The following is a 22,448-nucleotide window of genomic DNA, read 5'->3' as shown; positions in this document are numbered from 1 at the left end:
TATAACTCCCTGATTTAATATGTTTAACCACTAGTAAAATAAATTCCAATACATTATCTTCGTCAACCTTGTAAATTTAAAAGGCTTATATGAGTATCGCTTACATTATTCCACTATTCGGACTGATTGCACTATTATTTACCACCGTACAGAGTGCCTGGGTTTCCCGGCAGGATGCCGGCAATGAAAGGATGACGGAAATTGCCAAACACATTGCGGAAGGCGCTATGGCCTTTCTGAAGGCAGAATACAAGATCCTTACCTATTTCGTGATCATAGCCGCCCTGCTGCTGGGTTACATGGGGATGTCCCATGAGAACTCCGACTGGACGATCGCACTGGCGTTCATTGTCGGTGCCATTTTCTCGGCCACGGCCGGGTACATTGGTATGAAAATAGCCACCAAAGCCAATGTTCGTACAGCACAGGCTGCGCGCAGCAGCCTTTCCCGCGCCCTGAAAGTTTCCTTCACCGGCGGCTCCGTAATGGGTATGGGCGTTGCCGGCCTTGCCGTACTGGGACTTGGCGGCCTGTTCATCATTTTAAAAGCTTATTTCGGCGCGGAGGCCAATACTGCCGAAATGATCAAGACCATTGAAGTGCTGACCGGCTTCTCGCTCGGTGCGGAAAGCATTGCGCTTTTTGCCCGTGTTGGCGGCGGTATCTATACCAAAGCAGCCGACGTTGGCGCTGACCTCGTAGGTAAAGTGGAGGCCGGCATTCCAGAGGACGATCCCCGCAACCCCGCCACCATTGCCGATAACGTAGGTGATAACGTAGGCGACGTGGCTGGTATGGGCGCAGATCTTTTCGGTTCTTACGTAGCCACTGTACTGGCAACAATGGTACTCGGCAGCGAAGTGACCGCCAATGACAATTTTGGCGGACTTTCCCCCATCCTGCTGCCCATGCTGATCGCGGGAATAGGGATCATTTTCTCTATTGTGGGTACCTGGTTCGTACGGATCAGCGACAAGGCCGGTCTCAGTACCAACGCTGTGCAGAAAGCCCTGAACATGGGCAACTGGGGTTCCATCGTTCTTACAGCGATCGCCGCAGCGGGCCTCGTGTACTGGGTATTACCCGCTGAAGCCATCTATCTTAAACGTGATTTTATAGAAGGTACTACCACCCTGAAAGAAGGTGCGAAGGCCATCACCCGGAACGGCGTGATCGGCGCGATCATGGTTGGGCTTGCCGTAGGCACCCTGATGAGCATCATCACTGAATATTATACCGCCATGGGCAAACGCCCGGTAATGTCCATCATCCGGCAGTCTTCCACCGGCCATGCCACCAATGTGATCGGGGGCCTGGCCGTGGGTATGGAATCCACTTTCCTGCCTATCCTGGTGCTGGCCGGCGGCATTTACGGCTCCTATCTCTGCGCCGGCCTTTACGGCGTAGCGATCGCTGCAGCCGGTATGATGGCCACTACTGCTATGCAGCTGGCCATCGACGCATTCGGCCCTATTGCCGATAACGCCGGAGGCATTGCAGAAATGAGCGAGTTGCCGAAAGACGTGCGCGAAAAGACCGATATCCTTGATGCCGTGGGCAACACCACCGCAGCAACGGGAAAAGGTTTTGCCATCGCTTCCGCGGCATTGACGGCCCTTGCGCTTTTCGCGGCCTTCGTTGGTGTAGCCCGGATCGACGGGATCGACATCTACAAAGCCAATGTACTGGCGGGATTGTTCGTCGGCGGCATGATCCCCTTCATCTTCTCTTCTCTCGCCATCCGTGCAGTAGGAGAAGCTGCCATGAGCATGGTAGAGGAAGTGCGCCGCCAGTTCAAGACCATCCCCGGCATCATGGAAGGCACCGGTAAACCGGAATATGATAAATGCGTGGCCATCTCCACTGAGGCCTCCATCAAAAAAATGATGCTTCCCGGAGCCATCGCCATCGTTTCCCCATTGCTGATCGGGTTCATCTTCGGCCCTGAAGTGCTCGGCGGTTTCCTGGCCGGCGCGACGGTAAGCGGCGTACTGATGGGCATGTTCCAGAACAACGCCGGCGGCGCCTGGGATAATGCCAAGAAATCATTCGAGAAAGGCGTAGAGATCAACGGTGAAATATTCTATAAAAAATCAGAGCCGCACAAAGCCTCTGTAACCGGCGACACCGTAGGCGATCCGTTCAAAGACACCTCCGGCCCCTCTATGAACATCCTCATCAAACTGATGTCCATCGTATCGCTGGTTATTGCACCAACACTGGCTGATCTGCACAGTGAAAGCCCGGTGACTGCGAAAGAAACGGCAACACCGAAAACAGAACAGGTGAAAGCTGAACAGCCAAAGCCTGCCAAAGCTGCGGCCATGCTGATAAAGTAACCGTTTTACCAAAATAAAGAGAGGGGCTGTCCAGAACGTTTGGACAGCCCCTCTCTTATTCGGGCAACTGACACGGGAACACTACCCTTTCCCTTTCGCCTCCCGCGGGCTTATCCCGAACTTTTTCCGGAACGCCAGGCTGAAGTGCTGCGGAGACGAATATCCCAGTTCATCTGCGATGTCAGTGAACGACTTCCTCCCTTCATCCACCATCTCTCTCGCCTGCTCCAGGCGGTAATCGCTCAGATAGCCGAACACGGTGTTGTCAAATACTTTTTTGAATCCGCTCTTCAGCTTGAACTCGTTCAACCCGGCCTTCCGCGCCAATTCATTCAGCGAAGGCGGTTCCTGCGAACTGGCGATCAGCAGGTCGCGCGCATGATAGATCTTTTCTTCATCCGTGCGGGATACCGCGGCTGCCTTGTAACTTCCCCGCTCCTCCTGCTCGGCCTGCTCGCATTGCAGCGCCAGCAGTTCAATGGCTTTCGACTGCAGGAAAAGCTTTTTCAGCCCTCCTTTGAAATTGCACTGGTGCACTTCTTCGATCACCCGCATCATCCGCGGCGTGATATGCATTCCGTGATCGAAATATACCGGTTTGCGGTTCTCCACTTTTTCCGCGAACCTGTCCAGCACCGGCCCATTGTTCGCCATAGCCAGTTCAATGAATTTTTTAGATGTGAATGACAGGCCGAAGATCTTCATCTTCGGTTGCTGCTCAACCAGCATGGATTCATCCAGGTCAGGCATATATAACATATTATACTGGCGGCTGGAAGTGGTCAGCTTGTCCACCACACCATTTACCCTGGAGGTGATTTCTCCCTTCAGCATAAAATGTGTTCCAACATATTGTTGCGGTTCCTTCGCCTCTACATGCAGACGCTGATGCACCTGCATATCGCCGTAGCCGATCACGAACCCTTCAAAGGCTATTTCCCGGAACTGCGCATTGCCAAAATCATAGTCCAGCCGGTGGATATGCTCTTCTATATCATGGGATGCCGCAGGCGCCCTCTCAAAGGTTTCATCGCTGTGAAAAAGCACATCCATGGCGTCATTCCTGATCGTAACTGGCATAATAATCCGTTTTGTATAAAAAATAATCCGTTTTGTATAACCTCAAAACGAAGATGGAGGCGAATTTTGTGTAAAACTATTCAATTCAGGCACATGATCGGCATCTTCAAAACAAACATCAATACCCAACAAGATAAAAACACGGTTGTCAACGCCATTGCCGGACATTTCAACCCCACCGCCTGTACGGTAGACCTGGAGGACTGCGACAGGGTGTTGCGGGTCGTTGGGCACCAACTGGAAGAAGAACAACTGATCTCCTTCGTGCGCAGTCTCGGCTACCATTGTTCCCAGCTGGATTAAACCATATCAAATTGCACCTTTTTTAACGGATAAAATATGATATTGGTCAGCGACCACCGTTTTTCCTGCATGTGAATTATTTGTTCCCTGTAGGGGTAACTCCTCTTTTGCACGTCATATCTCCATAAAGCAGACCTGCTTTTCATTAACGGAAAGCTAAAAACCTGAAAACCAATTATGAAGCACCCATGTCAATGTTTACAAACAGGGGAATCTTTACCTGGCGTTCCATCAGGCCGTCAGAAAAAACAAAAAATATTGTCCCTTATGTCAAGGCCCTTTAAAAGCACAGCCTGTACACTCCTGTTGCTCTGCCTCACCATGCTGCAGGTTCAACCTGCCGCCGCCCAGCAGCAACGTTACACGATCAGCGGATATGTAAAGGACGAACAGTCCGGCGAGTCCCTTATCGGCATTTCCATTGGTAAAAGCGGCACTACCATGGGCACCGTGACCAATGAATACGGGTTTTATTCCCTCACACTGCCGGCCGGCACACATGAGCTGCAATACTCCTATATCGGCTACGCGCCGACGAAGGTCACCATCAACCTGCGCGAAAACATCCGGAAAGATATCCGGCTGGCACAGGCAGACCGCCAGTTGAACGAGGTGGTGATCACCAGCAAACACCAGGAAAAGAACATCAATACGCTCAATACCAGTCTCAACAAGCTGGATATTGCCGAGATCAAAAAATTGCCCACACTGATGGGCGAGGTGGACGTATTGCGCACCATCCAGACCCTGCCGGGCGTGAACACGGTAGGCGAAGGGGCTGCGGGTTTCAACGTACGCGGCGGCGCACAGGACGAGAACCTCATCCTGCTCGATGAAGCACCCCTGTACAACTCCACGCATATGCTCGGCTTCTTCTCCGTTTTCAACCCTGATGCCGTGAAGAACATCAACCTTATCAAGGGCGGTTTTCCGGCGGAATACGGCGGCAGGACCGCGTCCGTACTCGACATCCGGATGAAGGACGGGAACGATCAGCGCCTGGGCGTGACCGGCGGCATCGGTAATATCTTCAGCCGCCTCGCCATTGAAGGGCCGATCAAAAAAGACCAGTCCTCTTTCATCATCGCCGGAAGGCGCTCCTACATGGATATACTGATGAAACCCTTCCTCAAGGGGGACATGGAAGATACCAAGCTGTACTTCTACGATCTTACCGCGAAGGCCAACTTCAAGCTGAACCAGAACAATACCCTTTTTGTAAGCGGATATCTTGGCCGGGATGTATTCGGCTTCGGCAGCGAAGCAGATATGAACTGGGGGAATACCACCGCTACCGTGCGCTGGAACCACATCTTCAACAGCCGTCTTTTCCTCAACCTGTCTACCTACTACACCAAATACGACTACAGCCTTGAGTTTAAAAGCGGCGAATCCGATGCTGTACAGCAGCAGTTCAACTGGGTGTCCAACATCATCAACTATGGTGTGAAACCTTCCTTCACTTACTACATCAATACGAAAAACACGCTGCATTTCGGGCTGCAGTCCACCTACTATACTTTCAAACCCGGCAGAAGCATTGCCCGGGAAGACGAGCGGTCCAGCGAGATCAACCTGCGGAACAAGAACGCCGTGGAATCTGCACTGTACCTGGACCATGAATGGAAACCGACCCCGAAGTTCGGCATGCAATACGGTCTGCGCTTCTCCGGTTTTCAGTTCATCGGCAAAGGCACTGCTTTCCATTATGCTGATACCACACCGGGAATCCGCAAACGCCTGGTCAGTACGGAAGACTTTGCCGCGGGCAAGACCATTGCGGACTATTATTTCCTGGAGCCGCGCCTCTCCGCCCGTTACGGCCTGAACACCACATCATCCGTAAAGGTATCTTACGCCCGTACGGCGCAATACATGCATCAGCTGAGCACTACAGCTTCTCCAACACCTGTTGACATCTGGACGCCGGTGAGCAATAACGTAAAACCACAGGTGACCGACCAGGTGACCGCCGGTTATTTCTACAATGCGCCGGGCGATAAATTCGAGATATCCGCAGAGGTGTTCTATAAAACAATGAAGGATCAGCTTGACTTTATTGATAATGCGGACATGTATCTCAATGAGCAGCTGGAAGCCGATCTGCTGGCTGCTAAAGGCCGAGCCTACGGCCTGGAGATCTATGCCAAAAGAGATATCGGCAAAACCACGGGCTGGCTCAGCTATACGCTCTCCCGCACGGAACGGCAGACGCCCGGCATCAGCAAAAACGAATGGTTCCTGAACAGGTACGACCGTACGCATAATGTGAACCTGGTGGTATCCCACGAATTTTCCAAACGCACCAGCCTCGGGGCCAACTGGGTATTCGCCTCCGGTACGCCGGCCACTTTTGCAGATGCAAGAATGGAGTACCAGGACTGGGACATTCCCTACAACACGACCGAAAAACGCAATAACTACCGCCTCGCTCCTTTCCACCGCCTGGACCTTTCCTTTACCCTGAAAGGCAAGCAGGAAAAGCGCTGGAAAGGAGAATGGGTGTTTTCACTGTATAATGTGTATGCCCGCCGGAATGCCTATACCGTGTATTTCAGGCAGAATCCGGACAATCCGGAGCAGAAGGAAGCCGTGCGCCTTTCCATCATCGGCTCCATCATCCCGGGTATTACTTATAATTTTAAATTCTGATCATGAAACGTCTGCATAAATTTTTACCAATGAAAAGGACCGTCAGCATCATCACTATACTCATTGCCGCAGCGGGCTTTACCGCCTGCGAAGATGTTATAGACCTGGAGGTTCCGGAAGGCAAGACCTTTACCGTGGTGGATGCCTGGATCACCAATGCCCCCGGCCGGCAGGATATCCGCATTACGCAAACCGCGCCATATACCAGCACCCAACCCGCACCGATAGTGGATGACGCTGTAGTCACCCTTACGGACCTGACGGACGGCATCACGTATGACTTTACGTTTGCCAATGGCCTGTACAGTTATGATCCCGGGGCAGGCAACAGCATCGGCCAGCTCAATCATGCCTACAGGTTGCGGATAACGCTGGGAACCGAGGTTTTTGAAGCCATAGATACCATCCGCAATGTGCCGGTGATCGATTCCATCACCTATGAATACAAATCGAAAGAGGATGCTGCAAGCAATGAGGAAGGTTACTACGCAAGCTTTCACGGCAGGGATCTGCCCGGGCAAACGGACTATTACTGGATCCGCAGCTACCGTAATACGCTTGACAAACGCGAAGCCGATGTATTTGCCATCGACGGCGCGTTCAATGAGAACATGGCAGACAGCTCCGCGTTCATCGTTCCCATCAGCGAAGGCATTACGGAATTCGACAAGCCTTACCAGCTGAATGAGACCGTTATTGTACGGATCGCTTCCTGCACCAAGGCCAGCCATACCTTTCTGACGCATGTGGAATCGCAGCTGGAAAATGGCGGGCTGTTCGCTACCATTCTGCAGAATGTGAAAAGCAATCTCGTGAATACCAATGCCGCCAGCGAAGCGCGGGTGCTGGGCTGGTTCGGTGCGTCAAGCGTGAATTATAAAGAAAAAGTGATCAGATAATCCCGAAATTCCACTGATATGCAACAAAGAACATGGCTGCTGGCCATAACAGCATTACTACTGACCTGCTCCGTGCAGGCGCAGGAAGGGAAGATCGAAAGCCTTGCCGGCAAATCCCGCATCCGGGTCGGCGGTTTCGGTGCGCCCACGATCAAGTACACCACTTTTAACGACAAAAGCGCCATTCTGCTCGGCGGGTATGCCGGGGTGATGCTCAACAGCCGTATGATGCTGGGAGCCGGGGCCTACGCGCTGGTCAACAATATCGAAGCGCCCGCCCTGTCCATACCCGGCAGCGCCACCCAATACTGGAACATGTGGTACACAGGGTTCGTACCGGAATACACTATTAATTCGGATAAGCTGTTCCATATTGCCGTAGGTGCGCTGATCGGAGGCGGAGGCGTATATAAAAGCGAGCGCTATCACGGGTTTGATGAAAATAATACCGAATGGGACTACAGCGGTTTCTTTGTTGGCGAGCCGCATGTCAACTTTGAAATGAATATCACCAACTATCTGCGTATAGCCGTTGGCGGCTCCTACCGCTTCATCAGCGGCTCCAGCACCGCCGGCATCACTGACAGCCAGCTGAGCGGTCCAGCAGCGCATTTTACGCTGAAAGCCGGACGTTTCTAGTCCGCAGACAAAATTTATCCGGAGGGTGACTCCACAGGCCGACTCCACAGGTTGACTAAAAGCAAAGTGAAAATATCGCCGCGCTTTTAGTCAGCCTTTTTCATTTCCCCCCTTCCCCGCCATTCCTCCCATTCTTCCGCCATTTAAATAAAAATATCCCCCTATATTTTGTCATTACGAAAAGTATCGTACATTTGTTTACGAAGATATTCGTAGAACAGGATCATTATAAATTTTGATTATGAACAAGCAGATCAGACCAACGGAAAGTGAGTTGGAGATACTGGGCATTTTGTGGGAACGCGGGGCCAGTACGGTGAGGGAAGTGCATGAAATACTGGAGCAAAGCAAAGAGGCTGGTTACACCACAACGCTCAAGCTGATGCAGATCATGCATGAAAAGGGGCTGTTGAAGCGGGATGCCAGTGCAAAAACGCATATCTACGAAGCCAGTATTTCGCAGGAGCATACGCAGCAGCAGTTACTCAACAAGATGATCAATACCGTATTTAACGGTTCAGCTACCCAGCTGGTGATGCAGGCCCTGGGCCACCACCGTTCTTCGCAGGAAGAACTGGAGCAGATCCGCCAATACCTGAACGAAATGGAAAAAAAGCAATCTTAAACTTTTTGCCATGACATCCTTGCTACCATTGACCACTGACCTTATCCGCGCTTTCGGATGGACGTTGTTGCACTCTTTGTGGCAGGCCTTCTGCGTGTATGCATGCCTGAGAATAGTGCTGAAGATCTGGCCCATGGCCAGCGCCGCTATCAAATACCATTTGTCGTTCCTTTCGCTGGCCGGTATCAGCGGATGGTTTGCCTATACTTTCTTTCACCAGTTGTCGCTCATCAAGGCAGAACATGCCATAGAACAGCTGGCGATAAACCTGGATGCCTCTACACTGGCCATGGCTACACAATCGCTGTCGCAGGAAACCAGTGGCCTGCAGCTGATGCTTCCCGGCATGGAGGGGTACTTCCCGGTATTGGTGTCCATCTACGCCATTGGTGTAGTGGTGATGACCATCAGGTTATGTATAGACCTCGCACAACTGGGGCAGATCAGGCAACGGGACGTCTCCCGGATGGGGGATGTATGGGAACAGCATTTTGTCCAGCTGGCAAAGCGGATGGGGATTACCCGGAAGATTCAGCTGCTGATCTCGAAGCATCTGCAGGTGCCCGTGATGATCGGCTTCCTTCGCCCGGTTATCCTGCTGCCGGCAGCCATGGTCAACAATTTGGCCCCGGATCAGCTGGAAGCCATCCTGTTGCATGAGCTGGCGCATATCAAACGTAATGATTACCTGTTGAATATCTTCCAATCCATTGTTGAAACCATCCTGTTCTTCAATCCTTTCATCTGGTGGATCTCGAAAAATATCCGCCTGGAAAGGGAACATTGCTGCGACGATCTTGTAATAGCAGGCACCGTTCAGCCCCTGCAATACGCCAGGGCGCTGGTTGCGCTGGAAGAATACCGGCTTACAGTCAACCCGATGGCCATGGCGGCGGCAGATGACAAACATCATTTACTTCACCGCATCAAAAGAATCATGGAAATGAAAAAGAAACATCTCAACTATACGCAACGTCTCCTCGCCATGCTCATCATTGTGGTGGGACTGGTATCCATAGCCTGGCTGACGCCGGCTGACAGCGCCGCCGGGGCAAAAACCTTTTTCAGGCGGGACAAGGATACTGTTCCTCCTGCGTCTCCTGCCCCTCCGGCGGCAGCCTCCCTGTCCGCCCCGGTTGCGCCGCCTGTGCCACCTGCTCCTCCGGCCCCGGAACTGCCCACAGCCCCGGCTGAACCGCCGGTGCCGCCAGCTCCCCCTGCCCCGCCGGCTGCCATGACCTTTGATTTCAGTTTTGATTTTGACCAGGACACCCTTCCCGGCAAAAAAAGGAAGATCATTGTCGCGGATGAAAAGGGAGAAGTCAAAACCTACGACAGCATTGAGGAAATGCCCGAAGCTGACCGCAAAAGGATGGAGGAAACGAACCGCCGGCTGCGGCAGCAACAACAGGAACTCCAAAAGGCCACCGCCGATATCATGAAAAACATGGAAAAGGTGGACTGGAACCAGATCAACCAGCAGATCGCTGAAAGCATGAAAAAGGTAGACTGGGAGAAGATCAACAAAGATATCGCCGAGAGCATGAAAAACGTCAACTGGGGGGAGATCAACCAGCAGATCGCCGAAGGCATGAAAAAGGTGAACTGGGACAAGATCAATAAGGAGATCACCGAAAGCATGAAAAAAGTGGACTGGAGCAAAATGAGCAGGGAGGTACAGCAAAAGATGAAGGAAGTGCAGTGGGACAAGATAAAGGATGAGTTGCATCAGAAAATGGATAAAGCCGACTGGGAAAAGCTCCGGAAAAATATGCAGGAAGCGCTTGAAAAGATCAACTGGCAGGAGATCAGGGCGCAGCAGATGGAAGCCATGCGGCAGGCGGAGCACGGGAGACTGGAGGCCATCCGCGACCGGCAAATGGCCCGCGTGCATGAATTACGGGCTCAACAGGAAGCCATGCTGGCCAGTTTGAAGACACGGAATGAAGACGCCCTCGCCCGGCATGCTCAACTGGCCCAAAGGCATGCGCTCCTGGCGGATCAGGCAAGGGCCGAAGCCAACAAACGCTCCTCCAGCGTCAATAAGCTGCTGAACGACCTGGAAAGCGACCAGCTTATTGACCGGAACAAAAAGTTCGAGATCGAAAAAAAGGGGGATGACCTCTATATCAACGGGAAGAAGCAGCCCGATGACATTAAAAGCAAGTACTCGCAATATTTGAAGGAAGATAACGTTTCAATTAAAGGCAATAAGACAAATCTCCATATAGACGCACGAAACAAACAATAATCTCAATCCATTTTCGCCATTCTATCAGCTAAAAAAAAGCCGTCGCCTTTACCGGTAGCGGCTTTTTTCCTATATTTGCCCCTCGTTTCGTCACCATTAAAAACCCTTTTATGCCGTCTTTTGACATCGTGAGCAAAGTAGATCTGCAAACCCTCGATAACGCTATCAATACCGTTAAAAAGGAGGTTACCACCCGGTATGATTTCAAGGATTCCCATGTAAGCATCGAACTGAATAAAAAAGACCTCGTGCTGAACCTGGAGGTGGAAAGCGATATGAAGCTCGACCAGGTAATAGAGGTGCTGATCAGCAAATCCATGCGCCAGGGGCTGGACGCCACTATCTTTGATCAGAGCAAGGAGCCCTACCAGAGCGGCAAGGTGTACAAGAAGGAGGTGCCGGTAAGGAATGGTATCAAACAGGAGGATGCGAAAAAGATCGTAAAGATGATCAAGGATGCCGGATTGAAGGTACAAGCCTCGATCATGGACGATATTGTACGGGTAACAGGCAAAAAGATAGATGATTTACAGGAAGTTATACAAAAATGCAAGGAAGCCAACCTGGGCATCCCCCTGCAATTTGTAAATATGAAATCATGATTTTCTTGGCTATTTTAAAAAAACCTGCTACCTTTGCACTCTGTATTTTTTTAATTTATTGATATGAAACAAGGAATTCATCCGGAAAATTATAGATTCGTAGTGTTTAAGGATATGTCTAACGGGCATAGCTTCCTGAGCCGTTCCACTACGCCTTCCCGCGAAACGGTGCAATGGGAAGATGGTAACGAGTATCCCTTGATAAAGCTTGAGATCTCCAACACTTCTCACCCTTTCTATACCGGTAAGAATGTACTGGTGGATACTGCAGGCCGTATCGACAAATTTAACAAGCGTTACAAGAAAGAGGCTAAATAAGCCCTTTTTGTGCATATCTTTACGGATCCCGCCGATTATAACCGGCGGGATTTATTTATTTTAGCCAGCTATGAATCCACACTACATCCTGTTTGACACGCCTGAGCGGGATCTGTTATACCCCTTCGCCCATACACGGCCGGTGGCTGCCTTCAAGGTCGGCCTTCTCACGATCCGTGAAAAATGGGAGCGCTGGCTGAATACCTCCCCCATCAGCTATTTCACCACTGATTATCTTCAGACAAAATACCCGTTGCAAAAAGCCCCGAAAGGCGCTGTGACCATACTGCTCAATGGCCATCTGCTGCCCTCCGCCCCGCTCCTGGAAGTGATCCGCAAGCTGGAACCCGGTCAGGAACTGTATAAGGATGGACGGTTGCTGGTAAAGGTCATCAGCGGGGAAGATTTCTTTTCCCCCTCCACTTCGGAACGTGTGAACTATGAAGGCGATATTCTCCGGATCGATCAGCCCTGGCATATTTTCCAGTACAACGATGCGGCCATCCGGGACGATTTTGCCCTGTTGACCGCAGGCCGTGTTTCCGCTCCCCTTTCCTCCACCAATCAGGTGCTCAATCACGAAAATATTTTTATAGAACCGGGCGCAGTAGTAGAATGCAGCATACTGAACGCCACGGCAGGGCCCATTTATATAGGCAAAAATGCCCAGGTCATGGAAGGCAGTATGATCCGTGGCCCGTTCGGGCTCGGCGAATCCTCCGTGCTGAAAATGGGCAGCCGTATTTATGGGGCTACGGCCATCGGCAGCCGGTGCGTGGCGGGTGGTGAGATCAAGAATTCCGTGATCTTCGATCATTCCAATAAAGGCCATGACGGCTATCTGGGAGATGCCGTGATCGGTGAATGGTGTAATCTCGGAGCGCACACCTGCTGCTCTAATATGAAGAACAACGCCCGGGAAGTGCGCATCTGGATGGAAGCGCGCCAGGAAGCCTGGTCCGCCGGCCCGAAGTGCGGTGTATTGATGGGAGATTTCAGCCGTTGCAGCATCAATACGATGTTCAATACAGGCACGGTGATCGGTGTGTCCTGCAACGTATTCGGCCCTGTTTTTCCCCCGAAATTCCTCCCCTCCTTCAGTTGGGGCGGCACAGACCGCTACCGGCTGGATGAAGCGTTGCGGGATGCCGATGCCTGGATGCAGCTGAAAGGACAATCTCTCACCGATGGCGATACCCAAATATTGACATATGTTTTTCCGGGATAAAGCCGTATTTTTCGCGCCTCAAACCCGAATCTGAAATATTAAAATCATATGAGAAAGAAGATCGTAGCAGGCAACTGGAAGATGAACCTCACCCTCGCGCAAGGCGAGCAACTGGTGAATGACATCGTAGCGGCCGGCATCCAGTTGTCAGCAGAACAGGAAGTGGTGATAGCGCCGCCTTTCCCCTACCTGACCAAGGTAAAGCAACTGACAAAGCACTATCCCGGCATTTTGGTAGCGGCACAGAACTGCGCCAGTGAAAAATCAGGCGCCTACACCGGCGAGGTATCCGCGGATATGCTGCAGTCCATCGGTGTGGATTATGTGATCCTCGGCCATTCGGAACGCCGCGAATACTTTGCTGAAAGCAATGCGCAACTGGCGAAAAAAATAGATCTGGCGCTGGCAGCCGGCATCAAGCCGATCTTCTGCTGCGGGGAACCGCTGGAGATCAGGAAAGCGGAAACCCAGAATGCCTTTGTGGCACAACAGTTACAGGAAAGCCTGTTTCACCTGGATGCCGAAAGCCTGAAGAACATCGTGATCGCTTACGAACCGATCTGGGCTATTGGCACCGGGCTTACCGCCAGTGCCCAGCAAGCGCAGGACATGCATGCGTTCATCCGGTCACAGATCGCCGAGAAATACGGCCAGGAAGCCGCATTGGGCATCGCCATCCTGTATGGCGGCAGCGCGAAGCCTTCCAATGCACCGGAACTTTTTGCCTGCCCTGATGTGGATGGCGGCCTGATTGGCGGCGCATCCCTTGTGGCGGCTGACTTTACAGCGATCGTTAAAAGCTTCTGATATAACCGTGGCTGCCGGACTACAACCTTGCAGCCACTTTTTTTAGTATTTTTTGCTAATTTTATTAGTAATTACTAAAAATGTTCGTATATTCGTATTGTGAAAAAAGGGATGCTATCCAATTGCTGTTGATGATGGCAAACTTCTCAAATTGATGGTTGAAAAATCATATAATATGGAACAGGAAGTAATTTATGACTACATGCTGGTCATTCAGCCGGATGCACAGACCGTGCAGGACGTAAGTATGTTCAGGCATTTGATCTCGGAAGAGTTGGGCGCTCTTCCGGGGACCTCTACGCAGGCGCATATTGCCTTATTCAGATCGGAATTTCCCCGGCAGTATGAAACGGATTTTGTAAACATGCTGGAGCAGGTGGTAGGTGATCAGACCGCTTTTACCATCTATACTTCCCGCATTGATCATTGCAAACAGGGCGATACCAGGCACATGTTGTATGTGAATGTAGCGAACCCCAAACCAGTGGAAGATCTGCACCGGAAGATACTGCAGGCCTTCGAGCTGAAACCCGGCGGCTACAAACCGCATATCACACTGGCGCGGGCGATCAGCCACCAGCAGTTCAATCAGCTCGCTCCTTATTTTTCCAATAAAATGTTTGTGCGCAGCTTTCACTGCCACAGCTTCAGCCTGCTGAGGAAGCCGGCCGGCAGTAATGACAGGTATGAGGTGGTGAGGGAATTCCGCTTCGGGAAAGATGTACCCTCCGATCACCCGCTGTTTAACCACGCGGCCTGATATAACAGACAATATTCGAATAGTTTTTCAAGAGTCAGTCAGTATCATATATCCCAAAATGACGGGTCGGGCGTTTATCTCCTGACTCTGCTATTTTATACTATTATTCTACTTACCACCATTGTTCAGACAATGCATGTTTAGCGCATTGAACATGTTTTGCGTGTTTGCATGTTTTGCGTGAGCGGGCATATTTTATATGTTTCGTATGAGCGGACGTATTTAACGTGTTTTGCGTGAGCGGACGTATTTAACATGTTTCGCGTGAGCCGGCGTATTTAATGTGTTAGACGTGAGCTGGTGAGTTGGCGCAGTTCGGCACCCGGGACGAATAACAAATAACCGGTCACGCCCCATAAGGCAACGGCGCATCCATGCCTGACACCCATTATTATTCACCCGCGCATGGACGCCGGACGATCTTGCCGGAACAGACCCGGCAGACCCGCACGGCACAGGCCCCACCGCACGGGCCCCGCACCGCAATGAAATATTGCGGGAATAATTTAACTTTCATCCAATGAATATATACAGGTTTATGAAGTATGGAGATCGGAACGTTATTGATCTGATCCCGATGACTTTCCCGGCGGCGGTACAGTATTTGTTGAAATCAGGATATCCAGCAGGTATTGCCGCCGGAAAAGACAACTGAAGCATATTGCTATCATTAAACATCTTTCATTAATCTACGCAGGTCATGATCCATAAGGAAATACTGGTAAAAGGAAAGGTACAGGGCGTTTACTTCAGGGCTACCGCCAAATCCGTTGCAGACAGATTGGGAATCCACGGCACCGTCAAAAATACACTGGACGGAGAGGTATCCATCATTGCCGAAGGCCCCGGCGAAGCCATGGAAGAATTTATCAGCTGGTGCGAACAAGGCCCCCCGGGGGCAAGGGTAACCGGATTGGTGATCACCGACGGCCCTCTCCGGCACTATGCAGATTTCAATATCCTTCGCAGATAATAAAGTTTATATTGCTCCGATAACTCCGCACCCCTCAAACCCTTGCCCCAAAGGCCTCTTCATTAACCCTGAAAAATAAAAACAGGCACGATGGGCCAATGCCCAACATAAAATAGAACAAAATCAAGCATCTTCAACGATCTCAGAGCAATGTAGATGAGAAATAAGCCGACAGACATCATCTTTATATTCAGTACAAACCTCCGCAGGATCAGAATGCAGAAAGGCTTTAGCCAGCGGGAACTGTCTGCGCGCTGTAATGTGGACAATGCCGATATTTCACGGATGGAAAACGGGGATATCAATATCACCCTGAGAACCCTTGAACAGTTGGCGAACGCTCTCGATGTAGCCATATTGGAACTCCTCACCATCCATCATCAACAGTAACGCACCGGGCTAAGCCCTGCTTCGGTATCTGAATTTCCGCTTTTCAATCCGGAAATTATTGCGCTCCCTGATTCAGACAGATTTCTGCGCATTCCTACAACCCTTGTTGCATAATGCTTTTAGCGAACGCCCGGGGACAAAAAAAACGGGGCAGGTGCCCCGTTCAATATCTTTTCGTTTTACATATCCCTACTCCTTCACTATCCTGCCCTGACCGGAAACGGCTTGTTCCACACTTGCAGGAGAGCCGCGATATTTCACGTTGCCGGAACCGGAAATGGCCACTTCCAGTTTGCCTGTAGCCTGCACATGCGCATTCCCGCTGCCGGAAATAGCTACTTCCACATCCCTGGATTTCATATCTGCCGCAAAAATATCCGCAGCCCCGGAAATAGCGATCTCCGTCTTGTCAGATTGCCCATTCAGCGTCACTTTACCCGAACCGGAAATACTTACTTCCAACTTGTCGTACTGCAGGTCCAGCGCCGTTACACTTTTACCGCTCATCGCAATTTCCAGGCTGTTGCCTTTAAGGGTGCCCTGGCTGGAAAAATGAGAACTGCCGCTGGAGGCGATCCCCTCCAGTTTCACCACCGTAATACGGACCACTACCTCCCTGGAAGGGCGGATATTATGGCCGCGTTTTACGCGAATACGCAGATCATCCCCCTGTATCTCGGTCTCAATATAAGGCAGGAGGTTACTTTCGGCTTCCAGCTCAATTGACTGCGTACTGCCCTGGCTTATGTACACCTTGTACTCCCCGGAAACGGAGATCTCGTTAAAAGGCTGTTTCGCATCACGCGTTTCTTTTTTGATGCTGCCGTTGCCGCTGATCTTCTGCTGGGATTTCACTGCTGCAGAAACCAACAGGCATGCGGATAACAACACAGGCATCATCAGTGCTTGCACTTTCATAAAATTGATTTTAGAATGGTTTGAGATTAATCTCCTCCCAATTTTACATCGCAGTAAGACCCATTGATCCTGATAAGTGCAGCTGCGTTTGTAGCATTGGTAGTTATGGCGGAAAAGGAGAGGTTTTGATTCTTTTTTTCGGACTTCACATCCTTCCATTCGAAACTCTTGGCACTCAGGTCCCCATACCGCAGGGAAGCCGTCACCCGGAAGGGGGTATTTTTGTCCATACCGATCTTGTAGTCGGAATACCTGCCGCTGATGGTCAACGCGGTAAAGGTAGGATGCAGGCGGCCGATCACCACATCTGAATAGTTCGTGGAAAATACGCCGGTGTTCTTCAACTGCTCCGTTTTCACGTCCGTATAATTGCCGTTCAGGTTGATATTGCCGGTCGTATTTATTTTGTAGTCATCGTAATTGCAGTTGAGCCGCAGCACCTCCGCATTTCCGATGGTATAGTTGCTGTTATTGGAATTGATCTGGAGCTTGTCCACTTTCTCACAGCGCAGGTTGGAATAGTTGGCGTTGACCTGCATCTGTACCGCTTTCCCTACCCGGGCTTTATCCGTATAATTCATCGTCACTTTCAGCAGATGCGCTGCATTCCCGATGTCCAGGAATCCGTAGTTGATAGCGATATCCGATACCCGGAAGGGCAGTTCCCTCGCCAGGATATCCCCGAAATTATTCCTGAGCGCCAGTACACCAAGGTTAGGCGGTACGGAGATCACATAGTTCACGTTCACATAATCCCTCGAATCCCGTTTCCCGCCCCAGAGCCAGGAACCGCCTGCTGAAGGATTGTATTTGGTTTCCAGCTTTACCTGGCCGCCCGGCGAAGTGGCCTGTATCTCTACCATTTCGGCAATTTTACGGGCCTGTTCGTTTGTCTTTCCAAAGCCAACGATCTCTATCTCGGCCTTGCATTCCGGTTTGTTCCATATATTGATGACGATCTTGCCATACTTGTTATTCACTTCCACCCTTGAACCGGGGGATACGCTGAATTCCTTCGTCAGCCTGATCCGGTGTTCCTGATTCCCTTTCCCCGCGAAAGCGGCTGCAGGAAAGCATAAAATCAACAATATGGTAGATTTAGATAACATCTTTTCTGTTTAAAGGTGTGTCAGTTTCGTTATATTTTTCCTGTTCGGACAAGATCCTGTCCAGCAGTTCGAGCTTCATCTGGTAATACCGGATCATGGCTGCACGTATCCTCTCATTCCCCGGGTTGTTCAGCAGTTCTTTTTCCAGCAGTTTATAAGTATCGTTCCGCAGTTCCAGTTCCTTGCGGGTGGTACTGTCCAGCCCCAGTTGTTCAGGCGGCAAGGCATGCAGTTCATCCAGCCTTTTTTCTATCTGCGAGGAATAGTACACCTGCATCTCCTGCATTTCCGGCAACACAACACCTACTGTTTTCGGGGTGTCCATCATTTTCAGCAGGATGCCTGCATTGGCAATGAGCGCTACCAGTATGGCTGCTTTCCACCAATGCCGGGCCATCATACGCACTATGGGAGGCCGGCTGCGGGGCAGTTCTTTCTCCAGGGCAGCCCAGACGCGCGGCCCCGGCCCCTCTTCCTCGAAATCGCTGCGATGTTGATGTATAAAATCCTCCAGTTTCATCCTTGCCCTGTTTTTAGTTTTACCAGCTGCCTCACTTTTTCCTTGGCACGCATGAATTGTGTTTTAACGGTTGACTCGGTGATCCCCAGCATGCCGGCGATCTCCCGGTGAGAATATTCTTCAAAGATGTAAAGGTTCAGTACCGTGCGGTAACCGTCCGGCAATTCCCGGATGGCATCCTTTACAATGGAAACCGTGAGCGCGTGCTCCTCTTCATCCACCCCTGTTTCCGCCGCAGCTTCCGTATCCCCTACTTCTTCCCAGTACACCTTTTTCCTGCGCAGATAGCTCAGGCAATGGTTCACCACGATGCGTTTGATCCAGGCGGTGAGGCTGCTGTCCGATTCCAGCTTCTCCAGGTTCCGGAAAACCTGCACAAATGCTTCCTGCAGCACATCTTCCGCATCGCTGGCATGCCCCGTCATCCGGAGACAGATGTTGTACATCGCTTTGGAATACGCCTCATACAGCTCATGGAAAGCCCGCGCGTCGCCCTTGCGGCAACGCACCACGATCTGATCTGTTACAGGCATTTTTTCCAAGGCTTGTGGTAATGAACTCATATTAAAGACGGTGGTTCATAAAAATGGTTGCACGGGGCCGGAATATTTTTTCTGAAAATACGAAGGCGCGGCCATAAAACAGAACGCAGCCTGCGAGAGACTGCGTTCCTTCCATCCTTATATACCTAAAACATGATTAGGTACGCTGTTGATACTAATTCACCCGGTTCAGCTCGTCCTCCAGTCCGGTCCTGCGTTTGCGGGCCTCTTTTACATTGGAGTTGCCGAAGCGATAGGTGAAAGAAGCCCTTATCTGGCGGCTATCCCAGCGGTTAGCAAGACTAACCTCCCGGTTGGTGGTGGTATATTCACCCCTGAAACGCCGGTTATTGAAAACATCGTTCACATTCAGCCGCACGGTTCCTTTCTTCTTCAGTACCTGCTGAGAGAACCCGATGTTGAGGGCATACATGCTTTTCATTTTGAACAGGCCTTCATCGGATATCTGTGGAGATACATAGTCGAAGGAGGCTTCGGCGGACAGGCTCTTGGTCAGCGTAAAGGTATGCTGGGTCTGCCCGTAGAACCCTCCGGAAGAACGCTTGATCAGTTCTCCGCTCACCACCGTTTCAAAAGCATTGTAGAATACAGAGATATTGGTAAAGCTCTTCCACCATTTGGTGACAGGCAGCGGAGCTGAAATGTTCAGGTTGACATTGTCCCGCTCGGCCACATTCATATATTTATAGACGAGGATCGTGGTGTCCCCTGTCTTCGGGTCCACACCCGGTTCCAGGATGCGGGACAGCATGTCGCTCGTGTGACTGTAACCGATGGCCGTGTTCAGGAACGATTTGAAAGTATGGCGCAGCTCAAAGTTGTCTGAATACTGCGGGCGCAGGTTCGGATTGCCGCCGGCCTTGGTATAACGGTCGAGGAAAAATTCGAACGGGTTCAGGTTGTTATAATTCGGGCGCTGCAATCTGCGGCTGTAGGAAATCCCCCACTGGTGGTTATCACTGGCCTGATAGCTGAAGAACACGCTCGGAAAAAAGTTCAGATAACTGGTATCATTCACCTGTTGCAGCGTTATGGAATTGCCTTTCACGTTGGTTTGCTCGGCACGGAGACCAGCCTGTACGCCCAGTTTCTTGAATTGCCTGCTGTAGTTAAGGTACGCAGCATTCACATTCTCCTCGTAGATGAAATAATTGGAGCGGTTCACATCATATTCCCATTTCGCCACTTTCATGGAATCGAAGCGGGAATTATTATCGGAATTGACATAGCTTAGTTTTATACCGGCCTCCAGCTTCGCATCCTTCTTCAGCGGATGGGTGTAGTCGATCTTCACCGTTTTTATATCGATGATGGAGGGTTGCAGGCTGCGGGTGGTATCCCCGCGGTAGTACACCTCGCCGGAGCCGTCCATAAAAGCAGAGTACAGGTGATTGTCGCGTTTGTCTACGTTGCGCGAATAATCCAGATCGATATTCAGCTCTTTCCCCGTAGTATCCAGTTTGCCGCGGTAGTTGAGGTTGTATGACTGGCGGTCCCAGCGGGACGTATTATCCGTTTTCGTTTTCAGGCTGGAATCAATCGCCATGCCGTTGCCGATCCAGGTTACGCTGTTTCCATCACCATGCCAGTCTCCCAGCGCAAGATTCGCCATTACCCCTATCGTGTGATTTTTATTGATGAAGTAGTCCACTCCGGCTTTGGCACCATGGTAATTGGACCGTTTGTCGATATAGGTCTCCTGGTCGAAAACCATACGGCCACTCTCCTCCATATTATCGCGGTAGATCAGCAGGTTCTCGAAGTTCCCGTTGTAATTGTAATTATAAGAACCGTAGGCGTTCAGGCGTTCGTTGCGGTGATTCAGGCTGAGGCCGGTGTTGAATTTGGGCAGTTTGCCCTGTCCACCGCCGATGTTCACACTGCCGTTAGTGCCATAACTATTGTTCTTTTTCAGTTTGATGTTGATAATCCCGGCGTTGCCCGCTGCATCGTATTTGGCGGAAGGATTGGCGATCAGCTCTATCTGGTCTACATTAGAGCTGGGCATGTTTTTTAGCAGCTGGGCAACGTCCTGGGCAGACATGTTCGTGGGTTTGCCGTCGATCATAATGACCACACCGTTCTTGCCACGCATGGATATATTGTCGTCTTTATCTACCTGTACACCGGGGGATTGTTGCAGCACTTCCATGGCGGTGCCCCCGGCAGCCACGATGCTGTTTTCTACATTGACCACCATTTTATCGGCTTTCTGTTCGATGAATGGCCTTTTTGCGGTCACATTTACTTCTTTCAGGTTATGGGTTTCCGCTGTCAGTACCAATGCCGGCACTTTTACGGGTTGACCGTTCAGGGTAAACGGCGCGCTGAAGCTTTTTTTCATGCCCATGTTCACGGCTGCCACCAGGTAGCGGCCTCCCGGAATGCCTTCGAACTCATATTTGCCTTCGATATCGGCAATGGCGCCTTTTACAAGGGAAGAATCCTTTACCCGGAGGAGTGTGACCGTGGCAAATTCAACCGGTTTACGGTCTTCCCGCTGCACGAATCCGCTGATCCGGCCCTTCCGGACTTGCTGGCCGTTTGCGTCCTGTGCCTGAGCCATGTTGTTTACATTAATTAGTAAAACGCTCAGGGTCAACAATTTGATGATCTTTTTCATATAAGGAGGATGTAAATAGATTAGGTTAATCTGGTAATTTTAAATTCATACAGTTCCTTTCTTAATTGTAGTTCCTTTCTTTAACAACTACAGTGTAAAAGTAGGTATTATGCTTTACATAGTACATAACTTTGCACAAATGGTCGTATTTCGGTGACGATTGGTAAGAACTTGTTATAAACCCCTGCAAAAGCGGGATGAATAATACCGGGTTACAGGAAAGACGAGGGGATGCATGTTTTGTTACAGAGAAAATGACGAAATGCGTATGAAAGGGACGAAATGGGGCTGAGTGGCTTGGGGGGCTCTTCAGATTTTGGCGGAAATTTGAAAGCATTCATGCCGCAGGAATGGGCTGAAATGCCTATGACGTCTCCCCTTTTATACTGAGGTTATTACAACCGGCATATCAGGGATGGTTATCAAAGCTGATCGTGTTGATAATATCTGGAAGTTCCTCCTGCAATTTCTCGTACACTACCCGTTCTTCCTTGCGGATGTGGGCTTCAAGACTGACGGCGATGGTGTGCATGGCTTCCACCAGATCGGGATGGTCCACCAAGGCGCTGTACATACCGGATATAATGCGGTGCTCTTCCCGCAGCTCGTCCAGCATCACGTCGATAGCGGCACTCCGGCCGTAGCATTGCTCAAAGAGATGATCTTCTTTCTGGATGTGCGGCACCATGATCTCCTGAAAGACCTTTACCATGTAGGCGAGTTTTGACTGGGCGTCCAGGGGGTACCCTTCATAAGGTGCAGCATCTTTTTTCAGATACCTGCAAACAAACAGGAGGCTTTTATGCTCATGCGATAGTGGAATCAGGTTCGGATGGCGCTGCATATACT

The 22,448-nt window shown here is 50.8% G+C and carries 21 protein-coding genes; 14 read left to right on the top strand and 7 right to left on the bottom strand.

Annotated elements, in window-relative coordinates:
- Positions 1-89 precede the first annotated feature (89 nt).
- A complete protein-coding gene (locus tag FW415_RS13075; RefSeq protein WP_148385657.1) occupies positions 90-2,339 on the top strand; it encodes a sodium-translocating pyrophosphatase in 2,250 nt (749 codons plus the stop codon).
- 81 nt (positions 2,340-2,420) lie between these two features.
- Here the strand turns inward: FW415_RS13075 and FW415_RS13070 are convergent, their stop codons facing one another.
- The gene (locus tag FW415_RS13070; RefSeq protein ID WP_148385655.1) at positions 2,421-3,419 is read right to left on the bottom strand and encodes an AraC family transcriptional regulator; all 999 of its coding nucleotides are present in this window, start codon (positions 3,417-3,419) and stop codon (positions 2,421-2,423) included.
- Between the two features lie 93 nt (positions 3,420-3,512).
- Here FW415_RS13070 and FW415_RS13065 point away from each other — a divergent pair, with 93 nt between their 5' ends.
- The 13 genes from FW415_RS13065 (at position 3,513) to FW415_RS13005 (ending at position 15,866) form a co-directional block, all read left to right on the top strand.
- Positions 3,513-3,722 (top strand): hypothetical protein, encoded by a 210-nt coding sequence (locus FW415_RS13065; protein ID WP_148385652.1) that lies wholly within the window; start codon positions 3,513-3,515, stop codon positions 3,720-3,722.
- Between the two features lie 267 nt (positions 3,723-3,989).
- A complete protein-coding gene (locus FW415_RS13060) occupies positions 3,990-6,374 on the top strand; it encodes a TonB-dependent receptor (protein WP_148385650.1) in 2,385 nt (794 codons plus the stop codon).
- Between the two features lie 29 nt (positions 6,375-6,403).
- Positions 6,404-7,273: a DUF4249 domain-containing protein gene (locus tag FW415_RS13055; RefSeq protein WP_168208807.1), complete on the top strand. Its 870-nt coding sequence runs from the start codon at positions 6,404-6,406 to the stop codon at positions 7,271-7,273.
- Positions 7,274-7,291: 18 nt separating this feature from the next.
- Positions 7,292-7,912, top strand: coding sequence for an outer membrane beta-barrel protein (locus tag FW415_RS13050; RefSeq protein WP_148385645.1), 621 nt, complete (start codon positions 7,292-7,294; stop codon positions 7,910-7,912).
- Positions 7,913-8,153: 241 nt separating this feature from the next.
- Complete coding sequence (locus FW415_RS13045) at positions 8,154-8,537, top strand: BlaI/MecI/CopY family transcriptional regulator (protein ID WP_148385643.1); 384 nt, start codon at positions 8,154-8,156, stop codon at positions 8,535-8,537.
- Between the two features lie 10 nt (positions 8,538-8,547).
- Positions 8,548-10,788, top strand: coding sequence for a M56 family metallopeptidase (locus tag FW415_RS13040; protein ID WP_148385640.1), 2,241 nt, complete (start codon positions 8,548-8,550; stop codon positions 10,786-10,788).
- Positions 10,789-10,898: 110 nt separating this feature from the next.
- A complete protein-coding gene (locus FW415_RS13035) occupies positions 10,899-11,390 on the top strand; it encodes a YajQ family cyclic di-GMP-binding protein (protein ID WP_148385637.1) in 492 nt (163 codons plus the stop codon).
- A 63-nt stretch (positions 11,391-11,453) separates the two neighbouring features.
- The gene (locus tag FW415_RS13030) at positions 11,454-11,708 is read left to right on the top strand and encodes a type B 50S ribosomal protein L31 (protein ID WP_148385634.1); all 255 of its coding nucleotides are present in this window, start codon (positions 11,454-11,456) and stop codon (positions 11,706-11,708) included.
- A gap of 70 nt (positions 11,709-11,778) precedes the next feature.
- Positions 11,779-12,936 (top strand): putative sugar nucleotidyl transferase, encoded by a 1,158-nt coding sequence (locus FW415_RS13025; RefSeq protein ID WP_148385632.1) that lies wholly within the window; start codon positions 11,779-11,781, stop codon positions 12,934-12,936.
- Positions 12,937-12,984: 48 nt separating this feature from the next.
- Positions 12,985-13,743 (top strand): triose-phosphate isomerase, encoded by a 759-nt coding sequence (gene tpiA, locus FW415_RS13020; RefSeq protein ID WP_148385630.1) that lies wholly within the window; start codon positions 12,985-12,987, stop codon positions 13,741-13,743.
- 175 nt (positions 13,744-13,918) lie between these two features.
- A complete protein-coding gene (locus tag FW415_RS13015; protein ID WP_168208806.1) occupies positions 13,919-14,503 on the top strand; it encodes a 2'-5' RNA ligase family protein in 585 nt (194 codons plus the stop codon).
- Positions 14,504-15,203: 700 nt separating this feature from the next.
- Positions 15,204-15,476, top strand: a complete 273-nt coding sequence (locus tag FW415_RS13010) for an acylphosphatase (RefSeq protein ID WP_148385625.1) — start codon at positions 15,204-15,206, stop codon at positions 15,474-15,476.
- A 156-nt stretch (positions 15,477-15,632) separates the two neighbouring features.
- Positions 15,633-15,866, top strand: coding sequence for a helix-turn-helix domain-containing protein (locus FW415_RS13005; RefSeq protein WP_148385623.1), 234 nt, complete (start codon positions 15,633-15,635; stop codon positions 15,864-15,866).
- Between the two features lie 189 nt (positions 15,867-16,055).
- Here FW415_RS13005 and FW415_RS13000 read toward each other — a convergent pair whose 3' ends face one another.
- The 6 genes from FW415_RS13000 to FW415_RS12980 all read right to left on the bottom strand — a co-directional run bounded on the left by FW415_RS13000 (position 16,056) and on the right by FW415_RS12980 (position 22,443).
- Entirely contained in the window at positions 16,056-16,784 is a 729-nt protein-coding gene (locus FW415_RS13000; RefSeq protein WP_168208804.1) for a head GIN domain-containing protein, read from the bottom strand.
- 26 nt (positions 16,785-16,810) lie between these two features.
- A complete protein-coding gene (locus tag FW415_RS24985; protein ID WP_168208803.1) occupies positions 16,811-17,893 on the bottom strand; it encodes a DUF4097 family beta strand repeat-containing protein in 1,083 nt (360 codons plus the stop codon).
- The gene (locus FW415_RS12995) at positions 17,883-18,413 is read right to left on the bottom strand and encodes a hypothetical protein (RefSeq protein WP_148385619.1); all 531 of its coding nucleotides are present in this window, start codon (positions 18,411-18,413) and stop codon (positions 17,883-17,885) included. The genes FW415_RS24985 and FW415_RS12995 overlap by 11 nt, the downstream gene beginning before the upstream one ends.
- Positions 18,410-18,946, bottom strand: a complete 537-nt coding sequence (locus FW415_RS12990; protein ID WP_168208802.1) for an RNA polymerase sigma factor — start codon at positions 18,944-18,946, stop codon at positions 18,410-18,412. The genes FW415_RS12995 and FW415_RS12990 overlap by 4 nt, the downstream gene beginning before the upstream one ends.
- Positions 18,947-19,130: 184 nt before the next feature.
- Entirely contained in the window at positions 19,131-21,599 is a 2,469-nt protein-coding gene (locus tag FW415_RS12985) for a TonB-dependent receptor domain-containing protein (RefSeq protein WP_148385615.1), read from the bottom strand.
- A gap of 409 nt (positions 21,600-22,008) precedes the next feature.
- A complete protein-coding gene (locus tag FW415_RS12980) occupies positions 22,009-22,443 on the bottom strand; it encodes a hemerythrin domain-containing protein (RefSeq protein ID WP_148385613.1) in 435 nt (144 codons plus the stop codon).
- Positions 22,444-22,448: the final 5 nt, after the last annotated feature.

The organism is Chitinophaga sp. XS-30, from assembly GCF_008086345.1.
In the GTDB taxonomy this organism is placed as follows: Bacteria; Bacteroidota; Bacteroidia; order Chitinophagales; family Chitinophagaceae; genus Chitinophaga.
The sequence above is the reverse complement of the archived record's forward strand: the minus strand, read 5'-3'. Positions and strand labels throughout refer to the sequence as shown.